The organism is Isoptericola halotolerans (genome assembly GCF_013149785.1).
GTDB lineage: Bacteria > Actinomycetota > Actinomycetes > Actinomycetales > Cellulomonadaceae > Isoptericola > Isoptericola halotolerans.
In genome coordinates this window covers 73,428-88,487 of sequence record NZ_JABEZU010000001.1, presented here as the reverse complement: position 1 = coordinate 88,487, position 15,060 = coordinate 73,428, and the positions used below count along the sequence as shown (strand labels likewise).

The 15,060-nt window shown below is 72.9% G+C and carries 13 protein-coding genes and 1 pseudogene; 9 read left to right on the top strand and 5 right to left on the bottom strand.

Annotated elements, in window-relative coordinates; genetic code table 11:
* Nucleotides 1-6: 6 nt before the first annotated feature.
* On the bottom strand, nucleotides 7-1,080 hold the full coding sequence (locus HDG69_RS00490; protein WP_171781832.1) for a Gfo/Idh/MocA family protein: 1,074 nt from the start codon (nucleotides 1,078-1,080) through the stop codon (nucleotides 7-9).
* Nucleotides 1,077-2,276 (bottom strand): Gfo/Idh/MocA family protein, encoded by a 1,200-nt coding sequence (locus HDG69_RS00485; protein WP_171781831.1) that lies wholly within the window; start codon nucleotides 2,274-2,276, stop codon nucleotides 1,077-1,079. Before HDG69_RS00485 ends, HDG69_RS00490 begins: the two co-directional genes overlap by 4 nt.
* 84 nt (nucleotides 2,277-2,360) lie before the next feature.
* Here HDG69_RS00485 and HDG69_RS00480 point away from each other — a divergent pair, with 84 nt between their 5' ends.
* Nucleotides 2,361-3,365, top strand: coding sequence for a LacI family DNA-binding transcriptional regulator (locus HDG69_RS00480; protein ID WP_171781830.1), 1,005 nt, complete (start codon nucleotides 2,361-2,363; stop codon nucleotides 3,363-3,365).
* Here HDG69_RS00480 and HDG69_RS00475 read toward each other — a convergent pair.
* Nucleotides 3,322-5,649, bottom strand: coding sequence for a beta-galactosidase (locus tag HDG69_RS00475; protein ID WP_171781829.1), 2,328 nt, complete (start codon nucleotides 5,647-5,649; stop codon nucleotides 3,322-3,324). The genes HDG69_RS00480 and HDG69_RS00475 overlap by 44 nt on opposite strands.
* 172 nt (nucleotides 5,650-5,821) lie before the next feature.
* Here HDG69_RS00475 and HDG69_RS00470 point away from each other — a divergent pair, with 172 nt between their 5' ends.
* Nucleotides 5,822-6,052 carry a tautomerase family protein gene (locus tag HDG69_RS00470; protein ID WP_171781828.1) on the top strand — a complete coding sequence of 77 codons (231 nt, stop codon included), beginning with the start codon at nucleotides 5,822-5,824 and terminating at the stop codon, nucleotides 6,050-6,052.
* A 38-nt stretch (nucleotides 6,053-6,090) separates the two neighbouring features.
* Nucleotides 6,091-7,686: a LuxR family transcriptional regulator gene (locus HDG69_RS00465; RefSeq protein ID WP_171781827.1), complete on the top strand. Its 1,596-nt coding sequence runs from the start codon at nucleotides 6,091-6,093 to the stop codon at nucleotides 7,684-7,686.
* 4 nt (nucleotides 7,687-7,690) lie between these two features.
* On the opposite strand, the gene HDG69_RS00460 is transcribed toward HDG69_RS00465, so the two are convergent.
* Nucleotides 7,691-8,776: a PQQ-dependent sugar dehydrogenase gene (locus HDG69_RS00460; protein WP_171781826.1), complete on the bottom strand. Its 1,086-nt coding sequence runs from the start codon at nucleotides 8,774-8,776 to the stop codon at nucleotides 7,691-7,693.
* A 99-nt stretch (nucleotides 8,777-8,875) separates the two neighbouring features.
* Here HDG69_RS00460 and HDG69_RS00455 point away from each other — a divergent pair, with 99 nt between their 5' ends.
* From HDG69_RS00455 to HDG69_RS18770, 4 genes and pseudogenes are all read left to right on the top strand, one after another.
* Nucleotides 8,876-9,649: a thioesterase family protein gene (locus tag HDG69_RS00455; protein ID WP_171781825.1), complete on the top strand. Its 774-nt coding sequence runs from the start codon at nucleotides 8,876-8,878 to the stop codon at nucleotides 9,647-9,649.
* 71 nt (nucleotides 9,650-9,720) lie between these two features.
* Entirely contained in the window at nucleotides 9,721-10,551 is an 831-nt protein-coding gene (locus tag HDG69_RS00450) for an aldo/keto reductase (RefSeq protein WP_171781824.1), read from the top strand.
* Between the two features lie 43 nt (nucleotides 10,552-10,594).
* Entirely contained in the window at nucleotides 10,595-11,554 is a 960-nt protein-coding gene (locus HDG69_RS00445; protein ID WP_171781823.1) for an LLM class flavin-dependent oxidoreductase, read from the top strand.
* Nucleotides 11,555-11,583: 29 nt separating this feature from the next.
* Nucleotides 11,584-11,940: pseudogene (locus HDG69_RS18770) on the top strand (TraG/TraD/VirD4 family protein); the annotation flags it as partial.
* A 436-nt stretch (nucleotides 11,941-12,376) separates the two neighbouring features.
* Here the strand turns inward: HDG69_RS18770 and HDG69_RS00435 are convergent.
* Entirely contained in the window at nucleotides 12,377-13,255 is an 879-nt protein-coding gene (locus HDG69_RS00435) for a helix-turn-helix domain-containing protein (RefSeq protein ID WP_216645124.1), read from the bottom strand.
* 218 nt (nucleotides 13,256-13,473) lie between these two features.
* Here HDG69_RS00435 and HDG69_RS00430 point away from each other — a divergent pair, with 218 nt between their 5' ends.
* Together HDG69_RS00430 and HDG69_RS00425 are read left to right on the top strand one after the other, a co-directional pair.
* Nucleotides 13,474-14,106: a DsbA family protein gene (locus HDG69_RS00430; RefSeq protein WP_171781821.1), complete on the top strand. Its 633-nt coding sequence runs from the start codon at nucleotides 13,474-13,476 to the stop codon at nucleotides 14,104-14,106.
* Between the two features lie 47 nt (nucleotides 14,107-14,153).
* The gene (locus HDG69_RS00425; RefSeq protein WP_171781820.1) at nucleotides 14,154-14,804 is read left to right on the top strand and encodes an NAD(P)-dependent oxidoreductase; all 651 of its coding nucleotides are present in this window, start codon (nucleotides 14,154-14,156) and stop codon (nucleotides 14,802-14,804) included.
* Nucleotides 14,805-15,060 lie beyond the last annotated feature (256 nt).

The window sequence follows — 15,060 nt, the reverse complement described above, 5'->3', positions numbered from 1 at the left end:
CGGTGACTACGGCGTGAGGATCCTCGCCGTCTGCTGCGCCCGGACGCTCAGCTCGGCGGCCTTGAACGCATGCTCCTGCGTCATCGCCGTCTCCGTGCGTTCGAGGCAGTCGACGATGAGCCGGCCGAAGTACGGATAGCCCACGTCCCCCTGCGTGACGAGATGGTGCTCACCCTCGCCGTCGACGAGGAAGACATGGCCTCCACCCCTGCCGGTGCCGACGTCGACGTACTTGCGCATCTCCAGATAGCCCTCCGTACCCAGGACGAACGTGCGTCCGTCACCCCAGGTGCTCAGGCCGTCGGGGGTGAACCAGTCGACCCGGCAGTACCCGGTCGCGCCGTTGTCCATCACGATGCCGGCCTCGCCGAAGTCGTCCAGACCAGGGTGCTCGGGGTTGTTGTAGTTGGCGACGGCCGCGTGCGTGACCTCGGCGTCCTGGGCGCCGGCGTAGTGCAGCATCTGCTCGAAGTTGTGGCTGCCGATGTCGCACAGGATGCCGCCGTACTTCTCCTTCTCGAAGAACCAGTCCGGGCGGCCGGTACCCAGGCGGTGCGGACCGAGTCCCATGACCTGCAGCACGCGGCCGATCGCGCCGGCGTCGATGAGCTGCCCGGCCAGGACGGCGGCCTCGACGTGGATCCGCTCGGAGTAGTAGACGGCGTACTTGAGCCCCGTCCTCGCGGTCGCCTCACGAGCCGCCTCGAGCTGCTCGAGGGTGGTCAGCGGCGCCTTGTCGGTGAAGTAGTCCTTGCCTGCCTCGATGACCCGCAGGCCGAGCGCGCACCGCTCCGAGGTGACCGCCGCACCTGCGACGAGACGGACCTCGTCATCGTCCAGCACCTCGTCCTCGCTGCGGGCGACACGCACGTCGGGGAACCGTGCCCGGAACGCCTCGACCTTCGCCGGGTCCGGGTCGTACACCCATCTCAGCGTCCCGCCGGCGGCGGCAAGCCCTTCGCACATCCCGTAGATGTGCCCGTGGTCGAGTCGCGCCGCACCGAAGACGAAGTCCCCTGGTCCCACGACCGGTGCTGGTCTCGGTTCCGGCGCGTAGGCCGCTCCGCTGATCATCGTCATCCGTTCCTCTCGTCCGTGGTGTCGCGTCGGTCGTCGGTGGCGGTGGCGGTGGCGCCGACGGTGATCCCGCCGGGCAGGTCGGCCACCGACGCCGTCTTCTCGAAGAAGTGCGGGGCGCGCTCGACGAGCGTGCCCGCGCGGTAGTACGGGTCGTCGGGACCGAGGGGGAGGTCCACGGTGCGCCGCTCGATCCCCGCCCGGTAGATCGCGGTCACCAGCTCGACGGCGCGGCGTCCGTCGGTGCCGTCCACGGCCGGCCGACGGCGGTCGCGCACCGCGCCGAGCATGTCTCCGACCTGTCCGGCGTGCCCCACGTGATCCAACGGGCGGTGCGACGCCGCGAGCTCCTCGATCTCGGCGACCCGCGCGACGTCACCGCCAGGGAGAGGGAAGCCGTTGGGGCCCGCGACGTCCGCCGCGACCTTCCACGGCTGGGAGACCCGGGCGTGCCGCCCGTGGACGACGATCGCCTGCTCCTCCCCGTGGTGCACCACCGAGCTGGTCACCTCGGCGACGGCTCGTTCGTACTGCAGGACGGCCACCGACAGGTCCTCGACCTCGGAGTTCTCGTGCTGGGCGTTGGTCAGCACCGAGGTCACCGCGCGAGGTGCGCCGAGCATCCACAGCGTGAGGTCCAGGTGGTGGATGGCGTGGTTGAGGGTGCACCCACCACCCTCGGACTCCCACGTCCCCCTCCACCACAGGTCGTAGTACTCGGTCCCGCGCCACCAGGCCGAGCTGACCTGCGCGTGCGCGACGGGGCCGACGAGGCCCGACTCGAGCACCTCCTTCAGGGTCGCCATGTCGTCACGGAACCGGTTCTGGGCCACGACGGACAGGAGCCTGTCGTTCTCGGCGGCCGCGGCGAGCATGGCGTCGCACTCCTCGAGCGACGGCGCCATCGGCTTCTCCACGAGCACGTCGACGCCGGCCCGCAGGGCGGCGACGGTCAGCTCGGCGTGCGTGGACGGTGGCGTGGTGATGCTGACGAGGTCGAGGTCCTCGGCGTCGAGGAGGTCCTCGACCCGCTCGTACGCCCGGGCGGACGTGAGTCCGTTGTCGTCGCGCACCGCGGCGGCCCTGCCGGGCACGGCGTCGCACAGGGCGACGACCTCGCACTCGTCGGCGAAACGCCGATAGCCGTCGAGGTGCGCACCGGCGATCCCGCCGGTGCCGATGATGCCGATCCTGAGCATGGTTCCCCCACTGTTGATACGTATCAGTGATACGTATCAGCGTCTATGAAAGACTCATCGACTGTCAAGAGAGGGAGGCCGACGATGGGTGGCTCGACCCCGCCGACCAGTCGCGACGTCGCGCGCATCGCCGGCGTCTCGCAGACGACCGTGTCCTACGCCCTCACCGGCAAGGGAGCGGTCTCGGCCAGCACCCGCCAGCGCGTGATGGAGGTCGCCGAGTCCATCGGGTACCGGCCGAACCTCGCCGCCCGGTCCATGCGCACGCGCCGTTCCGGACGGCTCGCGGTGATCACCGGCATGACGTTCGACAACCAGCTCGCGATGGTGCAGGGTGCGAGCGAGGTCGCCCACGCCGCCGGGTACGTCACGGAGACCCACAGCATCGACGAGACCGTCGCCGAGCGCACCGACCGCACGCTCGAGCTGGCGGTCGGCGGCCAGTACGAGGGCATCCTCACGTTCGTCCCGGTGCTGCCCTCTGCCCTCTCGAGCGACCGGAGCACGACGCCGGTGCTCGCCGCGACCGCCTTCGACGAGAACATGCACAGCACCGGCGAGCTCGCCGACGCCAGCCTGCTCGACGTCTTCGTGTCGACGCTGGCCGAAGCGGGGCACCGTCGGTTCCTGCACGTCGCGGGGCCGGACCACTACGCCTCCGCACGCGCACGGCGCGAGACGTACCTCGCGGCGGTCGAGCGTCTCGGGGTCGAGTCGCTCGGCGTCGTCGGTGGCGAGTGGCCCGCGGAGACCGGCCGTCAAGCCGTGCTGGCGCTGCCGGACGACGCGCCGCCGCTGGCGGTGATCGCCGCGAACGACCACCTCGCCGTCGGCGTGCTGCGCGGGGCGGCCGAGAGGGGCTGGACGGTGCCCGGCGACCTGGTGCTGACGGGCTGGGACAACGCCGACTTCGGGGAGTACACGATGCCGTCGCTCACGACGATCGACGTGGACTTCCGCGAGGGAGGCCGCCGGGCCATGCGGCTCCTGCTCGCCACGCTGCGCGACGAGGACCCGCCGGCGTCCGAGTCCCCCTTGCAGCGCATCATGTGGCGCGAGTCGACCGGGCCTGTCGCCCCGCTCGACTGACCGCTGCGACCTCCACCACTGCCCGAGCCACCCTCACGACGCTCGCCGAGCGGACCGCGATCCCGTCGGGCACGTCCCGCACCGACAGGTCGACCCACACGCCGGTGTCCCGCCGCCAGGGCAGCAGCTCGAGGGTCAGCCCGTCGCGGGCGACCTCCTCGCGCCAGGGAGTCAGGTCGACGTCCCAGTCCGGGCCGTGCCAGAAGTGGTCGCCGACCACCTCGTCGCCGACCAGGGCACGTCCGACGTCGCCGGTCCAGTCCAGGCGCAGCAGCGCCCGGTCGACGCCGGCCAGCGCCTCGGCCGGGACCTCCAGGTGCACGCGGGCCGCCCCCGAGAAGTCGGTGGGTGCGCTCAGCCGGTCCATCGGCCCGCCGCGGGTCGGTTCCGGCGGGGCGGGCGCCACCGGGCGAGGGTCGACCTCCAGCTCGTGCGTGCCGGCCCCGGGCAGGTGCACCTCCCAGGTGACCCAGCCGCCGCCGCGTGCGGCGCCGCGGGCCCCTGCCACGGCGACGTCGGTACCGGGCAAGAGTGACACCTCGGCCTGCGGCCGGTCACCGTGCACCACCAGCTCTCCGTCCAGCGCGTAGACCGGGGCATCGGCGAGCGCCAGGCGCTCGCGGCCGGCAAGCTCCAGCCGGTAGAGCCGGTCGGCGGTCACGTCGTCGAGCACCATGACCCGCACGCCCGGCAGCTCGACGACCGTCCCCGGGCCGGGCGGCACGTCGAGCGTGACGACGGTGGCGCCGTCGGCGGCCCGCGTGGTGACGGGACCGCCGACGGCGACCTCGCCGTCGAGGACCAGCTCGACCGGCACCCCCTCGGTCGCGGCGAGGACGACGACGTCGTCGAGCCGGGTGACGAGCTGGGCCGTCGCGCTGCGCAGCACCACCCCGTCGGCGAGCGGGTAGCGCAACGGCCAGGCGACCGAGACCCCGGCGGGGAGGTCCACCGGCGCGGTCGGGACGATGACCGGGCCGTCGTCCAGGTCGACCGTGAGCTGCACACCAGGTTGCGCCGGCAGGGGCGCACGAGCGGGTTGGTAGGTGGTGACGAACAGGTAGCCGCGCCGTCCGTCCGACCGCACTGCCCACCGCAGCTCCGCCGGGTCGTCGCTGCCACCGCCCACGGTGGCGGGCATCGCGGCGAGCGCCTCGCCGTCGCAGGCCAGCCACAGGTGCTGGCGGCGCAGGAGGTGGTGGTGGGGGCGCACCTGCCCGTGCTCCCCCACGGGAGCCCCGAAGTCGTAGGAGAGCGTCGGGACGTCGTTCGGGTACCCGGTGGCCTGCGACTCCTGCTCCGTGCCGTGCGCCCCGACCCGCTGCGTGCCGCCGGCGTACACGTAGTAGCCCTGCCAGACGGACCCGCTGCCGATCTTCGCCAGGGCGAGCGCGGCCACGTCCGCGGGCTGCACGAGCGGGCGGCGGTGGTAGGCGACGTGCATGCCCCCGCCGAGCTCGCAGGTGATGAACGGGGTGCCCGGGTCCTGCACCTCGCCCGCTGCCCCGCCGTCGTCCACCGTGACGCCGCCGTCCGTCACGACTCCGTCGAGGGCCTCGCGCACGTCCGCGCCGGTGCCCAGGTCGTCGCGCACCGGGGAGTAGCGGAAGTGCACCTGCGACCAGGACGGCCACTCCTCGTCGGCCTCGGCCCAGAACCCGTCGGCGTACGCGCTGTACACCGGCAGCAGGCCCTCTGGTACAAGTGCGCCACCCCACCCTGTCGCCGTCCACAGCGGCAGGTGCAGGCCGGCCTCCTCGGCGATCTTGCGCAGCGTGGCCAGGTGCTCGGGCTGGTCGTACAGCTCGTTCTCGATCTGCGCACCGACCACCGGGCCGCCGTCCGCGTGCGTCAGGCCGGCGAGCTGGTCGATCGTCGCACCGTAGAACCGCCGCACCAGCGCGAGGTAGCCCGGGTCGTCCGTGCGCAGCGCGAGGTCGCTCTCGACGAGCCAGTCCGGGAACCCGCCGTAGCGGGCCTCCCCGTGCGCCCACGGCCCCAGCCGGACCACGACCTCGAGCCCGTGCCGGCCCGCCAGCTCGACGAAGGCGCGCAGGTCCAGGTTCCCGTCCCAGCGGAGCTCGCCCGGCGTGGGCTCGTGAGCCTGCCAGAACACGTAGGTGGCCACCGAGGTCAGCCCGCCGGCGCGGGCGTGGCCCAGCACCTCGGACCAGCGCTCGCGCGGGAGCCGGGCGTAGTGGACCTCTCCCGTGACAGGGAACCAGGGGCGGCCTGCTCGTCCGATCCAGGCAAGGGCGACGTCGATGTGGTCTGCATGTGGCACGCACCGACCGTACGTGGTCCGGGCGGTGCCGATCTCGTCGGTGGCCCGATCGGGCCACCGCGACCGTCCTGCGAAGTTGGCCCGTCCGGTCGAAGCGCCCGCAGGGTCTCGCGACAGAACCTGGACCCAGTCGATCCCACCCCGGGAGCGGCACCCGAGAAAGGAACGAACCATGCCTCTCGTCCAGGTCGACGTCATCAAGGACGTCTTCACCCCCCGTCAGAAGCAGGAGATCATCAGCCGCCTCACCGACGCGATGGTGAGCGTCGAGGGCGAGGCGATGCGCCCGGTCACGTGGTGCGTCGTCCACGAGGTGACCAGCGGTGACTGGGGCATCGCGGGCAACCCGCTCACGACCGCGGACGTGCACGCCCTCGCCCGCGGCGCCCGGGCCGACGCCTGAGGGTTGCCAAGCCCGCCGACGGGGCACAGGCTGACGAGATGGACCCCGTCGGCGCCAGATCAGCGCTGAGGGCCGGTCGCTGGCGCGAGGCAGCGACCGGCTTCGCCGCGCTGACGGCGGGGGACGCCACCGCCGAGGATCACGAAGGGCTCGCGCAGGCCGCCTGGTGGCTGGACGACGCCGAGCTCGCGCTCAGCGCGCGCGAGGCCGCCTACCGCAGCTACCGCACCTCGGGCGACGTCCGGGGCGCGGCCCGCGCCGCCGCCGCCCTGGCGCACGACTCGGTCCTCTTCGGCGCGGGCGTCGCCGTCGGGCGCGGATGGCTGGCGCGAGCCACCGACCTGCTCGGCGGCCGCACGGACGTCCCCGAGGCCGGCTGGCTGGCGGTCCGCCGGGCCGAGCTGGCGCTCGCGCTCGACCACGACCCCGATGCGGCGCTCGACGCCGCGACGACGGCGCAGCAGATCGGCACGCGCACGGCGGACGGCGACCTGGTCGTCGTCGCGCAGGCGCTGGCCGGGCTCGCTCGCGTCGGACGCGGGGAGGTGACGGCCGGGATGGAGCTGCTCGACGCGGCGTCGGCGGCCGCCACCGCGGGGGACGTCGAGGACCTGATGTGGATGGGCAAGGTGTGCTGCTGGCTCATCACCGCCTGCCAGGAGGCCCACGACCTGGACCGCGCCCGCGAGTGGTGCGTCCGGGTCGCGGAGATCTGCGAACGGCGCGACCTCGAGCCCCTCTTCCTCGTCTGCCGCACCCGCTACGCCTCCGTCCTGCTGGCCCAGGGAGAGATCTCCGAGGCCGAGGCGAGCCTGACGCGAGTGCTCGACCGGCTCGAGCACTCCCGTCGGGAGACCCGGGACGAGGCGGTCCGGCTGCTGGGTGAGCTCCGCCGCCGTCAGGGCCGGCTCGCCGAGGCCGAGATGCTGCTGCAGCAGGCGTCCTCCTACCCCGGCGCCATGACCGGCCTCGCGCAGGTCCGGCTCGCGGCCGGCGACGCCGACGGAGCCTGGTCGATCATCAGCGAGCTGCTCCGTGCGCCCGGGCACCCGTGGGAGAAGGTCGACGTCCTGGCCGTGGCCGTGGCCGCGGGCATCGCCGCCGGCCACCACGACGAGGCACGCGAGGCCGCCGCCCGGCTCCGTGCGCTCGCCGCGACGGTCGGCACGGACTTCCTGCGAGGCACCTCCGCCGCGGCGGAGGCCCGGCTCTGCGAGCCCGTCGAGGCGCTGCCCCACCAGCAGGCCGCGGTGCGCCACCTCCACGACGCCCGGCTCCCCCTCGACGAGGCCGAGTGCCGCCTCGACCTCGCGGAGACCCTGCTCGCGCTCGGCGACACGTCCGCCGCGCGCCGTCACGCCGCCGCTGCCCTGACGACGCTGGAGACGCTGCAGTCCGGCCCCGCGCTCGACAGAGCACGGGCGATCCTCGGCGCACGCTCCGACCCGCTCACGCCCCGGCAGTCCGAGGTGCTCCGCCTGCTCGCGCGCGGGCTCACCAACGCCGAGATCGCCGTGGCACTGCAGCTGAGCGAGCACACGGTCCACCGGCACGTCGCCAACATCTACCTGACCCTCGGCCTGCGCTCGCGCGCGGCCGCCGCGACCTACGCCGCCGGCCGGGGCCTGCGGTGACGTCTCACGGGAGGTCGACGGTGAGGACCTGGTCGTCGTCCGCGCCCGGGTCTCCCCGCCCGTCGGTGTTGTTCGTGACGAACCAGAGCCCGCCGTCCGGCCCGGGCAGGACGTCCCGCAGCCGCCCGTGCTCCCCCTCGAAGAGATCGGTCGAGGTGCCGGGCTCGTCGACGGGGACCGCCCGCAGGACCTGGCCGCGCAGGTTCGCGACGAACAGCGTGCCGTCGACGTGCGCCATGCCGCTCGGGCTCGCCTGCGACGGCTCCCACTGCTGGACCGGGTCGACGAACCCCTCCTGCTCGGCGATCCCCTCGACCTCCGGCCAGCCGTAGTTGGCGCCCGCGGTGATGACGTTGAGCTCGTCCCAGGTGTTCTGGCCGAACTCCGTGGCGAACATCGTGCCGTCGTCGGCCCACGCCATGCCCTGCACGTTGCGGTGGCCGTAGCTGTGGACCAGGGACCCCTCGAAGGGGTTGTCGGCGGGCACCTCGCCGTCGAGCGTCATCCGCAGGATCTTGCCGCCGAGGGAGTCGAGGTCCTGGGCGAGGCCCGGCTCTCCCGCGTCGCCGACCGCGGCGTACAGCATCCCGTCCGGGCCGACGGCGAGGCGTCCACCGTCGTGGACGCGGGCCGACGGCAGCCCGTCGAGGAGGGTGGTGGGCGCCCCGAGGCCCAGCGCGCCCGGCTCGCCGGTCAGCTCGTAGCGCTCGATGCGGTTGCCCCCCGGACCGGTCGAGTAGACGTAGAGGCGGCGGTCGTCGTCGACGGCGAGGCCGAGCAGACCTCCCTCCCCGGCGGGCTCGACGTCGGCGACGACGCCGACCTCACGGTGCGAACCGTCGTCGGCCAGCTCCACGATCCGGGCGCTGTCCCGCTCGCTGACGAGGGCGGTGCCGTCGAGCAGGACGACCGACCAGGGTGCGTCCAGGCCGGTCGCGACCGGGGTGGGGGTGCCCGTCGGGTCGGCTGCCGCCGGAGAGGCAGGCTCGGGGGACGCGGGTCCAGGACCGGGGTCCGCGGCGCAGCCGGTCATCAGGAACAGTGCCAGGGAGGCGGTCGCCACCCGGGCAGCGGCAGGGCGCAGGGTCATCAGGCTCCTCGATCGTCGCGGGCCGGTCGCTCCTCGAGCCTCCCACGACGGGGCGAGGGTGCGCGCGAGCACGGGATCCGTCCTGCCAGGATGGCGGCCATGAGCTACTTCCGACGCACCGGCGCCACGACGTTCGACCCGACCTCCGCCGTCGGCGGCGCCTGGAACACCGCCGAGCAGCACGTCGCGCCGACGTTCGGCCTCCTGGCCCACCTCGTCGAGACCGACCGGATCGCGCGGGGGCGCGACGACCTGGCCGTGACGCGCCTGTCGTTCGACGTCTGGGGCCCCTACCCGCTGGAGGTCATGGACACCGCGGTGCGCGTGCTGCGGCCGGGACGCGGCGTCGAGCTCGTCGAGGCCGAGGTGCACTGCGGTGCTCGCCGCGTGGTGACGCTGCGGGCCTGGCTCACGGCCACGGGAGACTCGTCGACGCTGGAGGCGGGCGCACCGGCCGCCGTGCCCGGCCCGCAGGACACCCCGGCGTGGGACCCCACGGCGGACTGGCCGGGCGGGTTCGTCGCCTCGATCGAGGTCCGCCGCGCCCTGGAGAACCCCGGCCGGGGGCGGGTGTGGGCACGCACCGGGGTCCCGCTGCTCGACGGCGAGGACGTCGGCACGCTGGCCCGGACCGTCGGTCTCCTGGACCTGGCCAACGGGATGACCGTGCGGAGCGACCCGCGCGAGGTGGCCTTCCCGAACGTCGACCTCACCGCGCACCTGTTCCGCCGGCCCGCCGGCGGCTGGCTGGGGCTGGACACCACCGTCACGTTCGGTCCCGACGGGGCCGGGGTGACCTCCGCCGTCCTGCACGACGAGGCCGGGTCGTTCGGCCGGCTGGCGCAGTCCCTGGTGGTGCGGCGGCTGAGCTGAGGCGAGCGACGGGAGTCGACCGCGCGTACGGTCGCTGTCGGAGCCGTACCGCCCACGCACGAGGAGGACCGATGTCCGAGTACACGTCCACCCGCGCCCTGACCCTGCCCCGCATCGGGTTCGGCACCGCCAGTCTCAAGGGACGGCACGGTGCGGAGGTCATCGAGAACGCGCTGCGGGCGGGCTACCGGCTGATCGACTCGGCGTTCAACTATGAGAACGAGGGCACGGTCGGCGCCGCGGTCCGCGCGAGCGGCGTGCCGCGCGACGAGGTGATCGTCACCTCGAAGCTGCCCGGCCGGCACCACACCTACGACGCGGCGGTCACCGCGATCGAGGAGAGCGTCTACCGCACGGGCCTGGACCACCTCGACCTGTACCTGATCCACTGGCCCAACCCGGCCCAGCGCCGGTACGTCGAGGCGTGGCAGGCCCTCGTCGAGGCGCGCGAGCGCGGCCTGGTCCGCGCAATCGGCGTGTCGAACTTCCTGCCGGAGCACATCGACCGGCTCCTGGAGGAGACCGGCGTCGTGCCCGCGGTCAACCAGGTCGAGCTGCACCCGTACTTCCCGCAGGCGGAGCAACGGTCCTACGACGCCAAGCGCGGCATCGTCACCGAGGCCTGGAGCCCGATCGGACGGGCGAACGAGATGCTGCAGGACCCGGTGCTGGCGCGGATCGCCGACGCCCGGGGCCTGAGCGTCCCCGAGGTGATCCTCGCGTGGCACGCCCACCTCGACGTCGTGCCGCTGCCCAAGGCCACCGCCCCGGAACGCCAGCGGCAGAACCTCGCCGCGATCGACCTGGAGCTCACCGACGACGACGTCGACGCCATCGCCGCGCTCGCCCGGCCCGACGGGCGCAACAACGACCAGGACCCGGCGGTCTACGAGGAGTTCTGAGACCTGGGCGGCTCGTCCACCAGCACTCTGATAGAAGTTATCCATGACTGCTACCCCGAGCATCAGTGTGATGCTGCCGCGTGACCTGCCCGCGCACCAGGTGCTGGACTACGCCCGGACGGCCGAGCGCACCGGGTTCGACGAGCTGTGGGTCGTCGAGGACCTCGGTTTCCGTGGTGGCTTCGCGCAGGCCGCGGCGGTGCTGGCCAGCACCGAGCGCATCGGTGTCGGTATCGGGATCCTGCCCGCGGCGTCGCGCAACGTCGCCTTCGCGGCGATGGAGATCGCGACGCTCGGCCAGCTCTTCCCCGGGAGGGTCGTCGTCGGGATCGGGCACGGCATGCCGGGCTGGATGCGGCAGGCAGGGTGCTGGCCGGAACGGCCGCTGACGTTCCTGAACGAGTACACCCAAGGGGTGCGCGCGCTCCTTGCGGGAGACACCCTGACCGGCACGGTCGCGGGGGCGAGCCTCGAGGACCTGCGGCTGGAACCGTCGTCGCTGCCCGAGACCTCGCCGCCGCTCCTGCTCGGCGTCCGGGGGCCGCGGTCCCTCGCAGTCTCGGGGCGGGTGGCGGACGGGACGGTGCTGGCCGAGCCGGTCACCCCCGAGTACGTGGTCGCGGCGCGCGAGCAGATCGCGGCCCCGGGCGCGCACCGGGTCGTCGCCTACAACCTGGCTGCCGTCGACCAGGACCCGAACGCCGCCGTCACCACGGCGCGGCCGGGTCTCGAGTGGATCGGGGAACCGGACTGGGCACCGCACCTGGCCCCGCTGCCGTTCGCGGCGGAGTTCGCGGCCTTGCGCGCCGACTGCGCCACGCGACAGGAGTTCACCGAGCGACTGCCCGCGGAGTGGGTGCAGCAGCTCGCGCTCGCCGGGACGCCCGCCCAGGTCCGTGCACGGATCGACGAGCTGACGGCGGCGGGGGTCACGTCGAACGTGCTGATGCCCGCCGGCCCCGACCCGCTCGCCGCGCTGGAACAGCTCGCGACGGTGCTGTGAACCGGTGGGGCGCGCCAGCGGTGTGACCCGCCGTGGTCGAGGCCGCTGAGGAGCTCGCCGCCCGGTCTGCCGGCGGGCGCCTGGCCACCCCGCTGCTCGGGGTGCTCGACGAGGCCGCCAACGTCTGCCGGTGGCGCGAGCTGCCGAACCTGTACTCGCACTACGGCTCGCGCGGGATCGTGCCGATGACGATCCTGCAGTCCTGGTCCCAGGGCGTCGAGGTCTGGGGCGAGTCCGGGATGAAGAAGCTGTGGAGCGCGTCGAACGTCAAGGTCTACGGCGGCGGCGTCTCCGAAGTGGCGTTCCTCTAGTCTCTGTCCAAGCTGATCGGGGACTACGACCGGCTGTCGTCCTCGACCTCCTACGGGCGCGGGCAGCGCACCGTGCCGTGGATGGCCGGCCCGCACGCGGCCACCCCTGTCAAGGTCCGAAGTCGGCTGCACGGGTGGTCGAAGTCCTCTGCATAGGGCTGTCGCCGCGTCCGAATGGGGATCGGTGAGCGAGGTAACTTCGAGGTGTGCGGGTCTTGTTCGTGACGAATGGCACGGACGGCGATGGTGGGCCTGTTCCCCTCACGCCTTTCCGCTGGGCGTCCATCGGGCACTCACGCTTCTCGGGCGGAGCGGGGGTGCTCCGCCACATGGCGGAAGTCCCCGAGAACACCTGCCGGCATGCTTCGCAGGAGGAACCCTCTTGCCACGGGCGAAGCGCTCGCACCCTGGCTCGCACTCCTAGCTTCTATGACCACGACCGCGGTGGGGGTGCCGGGCTCACACCGTGACGAGTCACGGGCGTCGCTCCGGGCTTCCGAGAACATCGCGCCTATTCGCCGGCCGTCTCGGTGCCCCCTCCGCGCCGTGGCCGAGGGCGGCGGCCGGTACGGAACCGGTGGCGGAAGGCGGCGGGCGTGCTGCCCGTGCGCTGGGTGAAGAACTTCCCGAAGCTGCTCGCGTCCGGGAATCCCAGTCGATACGCGATGACGACGACGGGATCCTCCCCATGTGCGAGGAGGCGCCTCGCCTCCAGGATGACCCGGCGGTCGATGAACGCCTTCGCCCCCACCCCCGCGGCCGCCTGGGACGCCCGGGTCAGGGTGCGCGGCGCGTACCCCAGGTGATGGGCGTAGTGGCCGACGTCGCGGGCCCGCGCGAAGTCCTTCTCGACGGCGGCACGGAAGCGCTGGAAGGTCTCGGTGTGCTCCGGGGCGACCGTGCCCACCGGCACGTTGCGATCGGTGAGGCGGAGGAGGAGCGCGCTCAGCAAGTGCCGGAGGATCGCCGACCGGGTCGACGCGGTCAGACCGACGTCGCGGTGGGCGCGTCCCAGCTCGTTCAGGATGCGGGTCACCGCGGCTCCGGAGGCTCCTGCCACCGGCCACACGGTCGGCGCGAAGGGGTCGTCGAGCCGTACCTGCGCGGCGACGATGCGGTCGAGGAGGTCGGCCTGGAACAGTACGGCCGTGCCCTGCGCCTCGCTCAAGTCGCTGAACTGCTGCACCTGCCCCGGCCTAACCCAGAGCCAGGTCCCCGGGGCGAGGGCGAAGTCGGAGAAGTCGACCATGTGCCACAGCAGTCCCGTGTCGAGCGCGAGTAGGAGGTGGAACTCCAGGCGCTCGACGCGTCCCCCTCGCCCGGGGCCCGCGGTCCCGCTGTCGCGGTGAAGATTGCGCAGGCGGTCGTGCAGCACGCCGAGCGAGAGCACTTCGACCCCGGCTGCCTCGGTCCCCGGTGGCGCATAACGGACCGGCACCACCGCCTCATGACCGTTTTTCACCATAACCGGACCGTAGCTCACCTTTCCCAGCATCGCGGACCGGCACAGAGTAGTTGTCATCACGGAGCAGCCAGTGAGGAACGGGCCAACAGTTCTTCCACACCCGGCGACACCCACCGTGACCGACTTCGACCAGAAGAGAAGCGATGACCACCAAGCTCACCTACGCGTTCGACGCCTACTGCGGCTGGTGCTACGGCTTCGGCCCCGCCGTGCGGCAGTTCGCCGCCGACAACATCAACCGCATCACGCTCGAGGTCCGCTCCGGCGGGCTGTTCACCGGTGCCAAGGCGGGCCCGATCAGCGCCTACCCCCACATCCCGGGGGCCAACCAGCGCATCGCCGATCTCACCGGCGTGACCTTCGGCGAGGACTACCAGCGCATGCTGGAGGGGGGCACGACCCACATGGACTCGGCCGACGCCGCCACCGCGCTCGTCGCACTGCGCCGCCAGGCCCCGGAGAATGCTCTCGTGCTCGCCAGCGCGCTGCAGCGTGCCTGGTACATCGACGGCCGTAGCCTCTCCGACGTCGAGGTCGTCCGCGACATCGCCGAGGAGCACGGGCTGGATGCCGACGCGGCCGTCGAGGCGTTCCGCTCGACGGACGCCCGTGCCGAGGCTGAAGAGGAATTCCGCGAGCTCCGCCGCCTCGGCGTCGAGGGTTACCCGACCCTGCTGCTGCACACGGAGACGGGCACCCACCGTCTCGGCGGTCCCGTCTCCAGCGCCGCCGCGCTCACCGAGGCGCTCGATCGGCACCTCGACCGCGCCGCCTGACCCACCTCACACCCACCACTGACCCCACCACTCCAAGGAGTTACACCTTGTCAGACATCACCGTCTTCGGCGCCAACGGCACCCTCGGCTCCGCCATCGTCCGCGAGGCCCTCGAGCGGGGCCACACTGTCACCGCCGTCGTCCGCGATCCCGCGAAGGTCACCGTCCAGCACCCCCGCCTGAGCGTCACCCCCGGTGACGTCCTGGATCCGCAGTCGGTCAGCTCGGCCGCAACCGGCCAGGACGTGCTCGTCAGCGCGGTCGGCGGCCGCGACGGCCAGGGCCACCTCGCGACGATCGAGCCCTCCGCCAAGGCTCTCACCGAAGGCCTGCGGGCGCTCGGGGGCCAGGCACCGCGGCTCATCGCCGTGGGCGGCGCCGGCACCCTGCGCACCCCGGACGGCGCGCTCGTCCAGGACAACCCCGGGCTGCCGGAGGACCTCCTGAAGATCATGCACGCCCACGGCGCCGCTCTGGAGCACTACCGCTCCGTGACCGACCTGGACTGGGTCAACGTCAGCCCGGCCGCGAGCATCGCTCCCGGTGAGCGCACGGGCGCCTACCGCACCTCCCTCGACGACCTCCTCGTCGACGACGAGGGCGAGAGCACCATCTCGGTCGAGGACTACGCCTTGGCGATCGTCGACGAGATCGAGACGCCCCGGCACCGGATGCAGCGCTTCGCCGTCGCTTACTGACGCGGCTACCGGGCAGGGCGACCTGCCCGGTGCCACAGGGCGGATGTCGGGGATCGCTGACAACTCCAGCCAGATCCCGGCACCGCGCCAGAAACGATCGTTTCTGAAGCTGTGGTCGGATCGCTCGCCGGAGCTGATGGAGGCAGCGATCTGCTGGACCGAGCAGCCGGGCGCTCCACGTCTCCCGCTTCCACCGGGGCCGCCCCCTCGATGCAGATCAGCTACGCACGCGTCGGCCTGCCCGTCGACCGCGGAC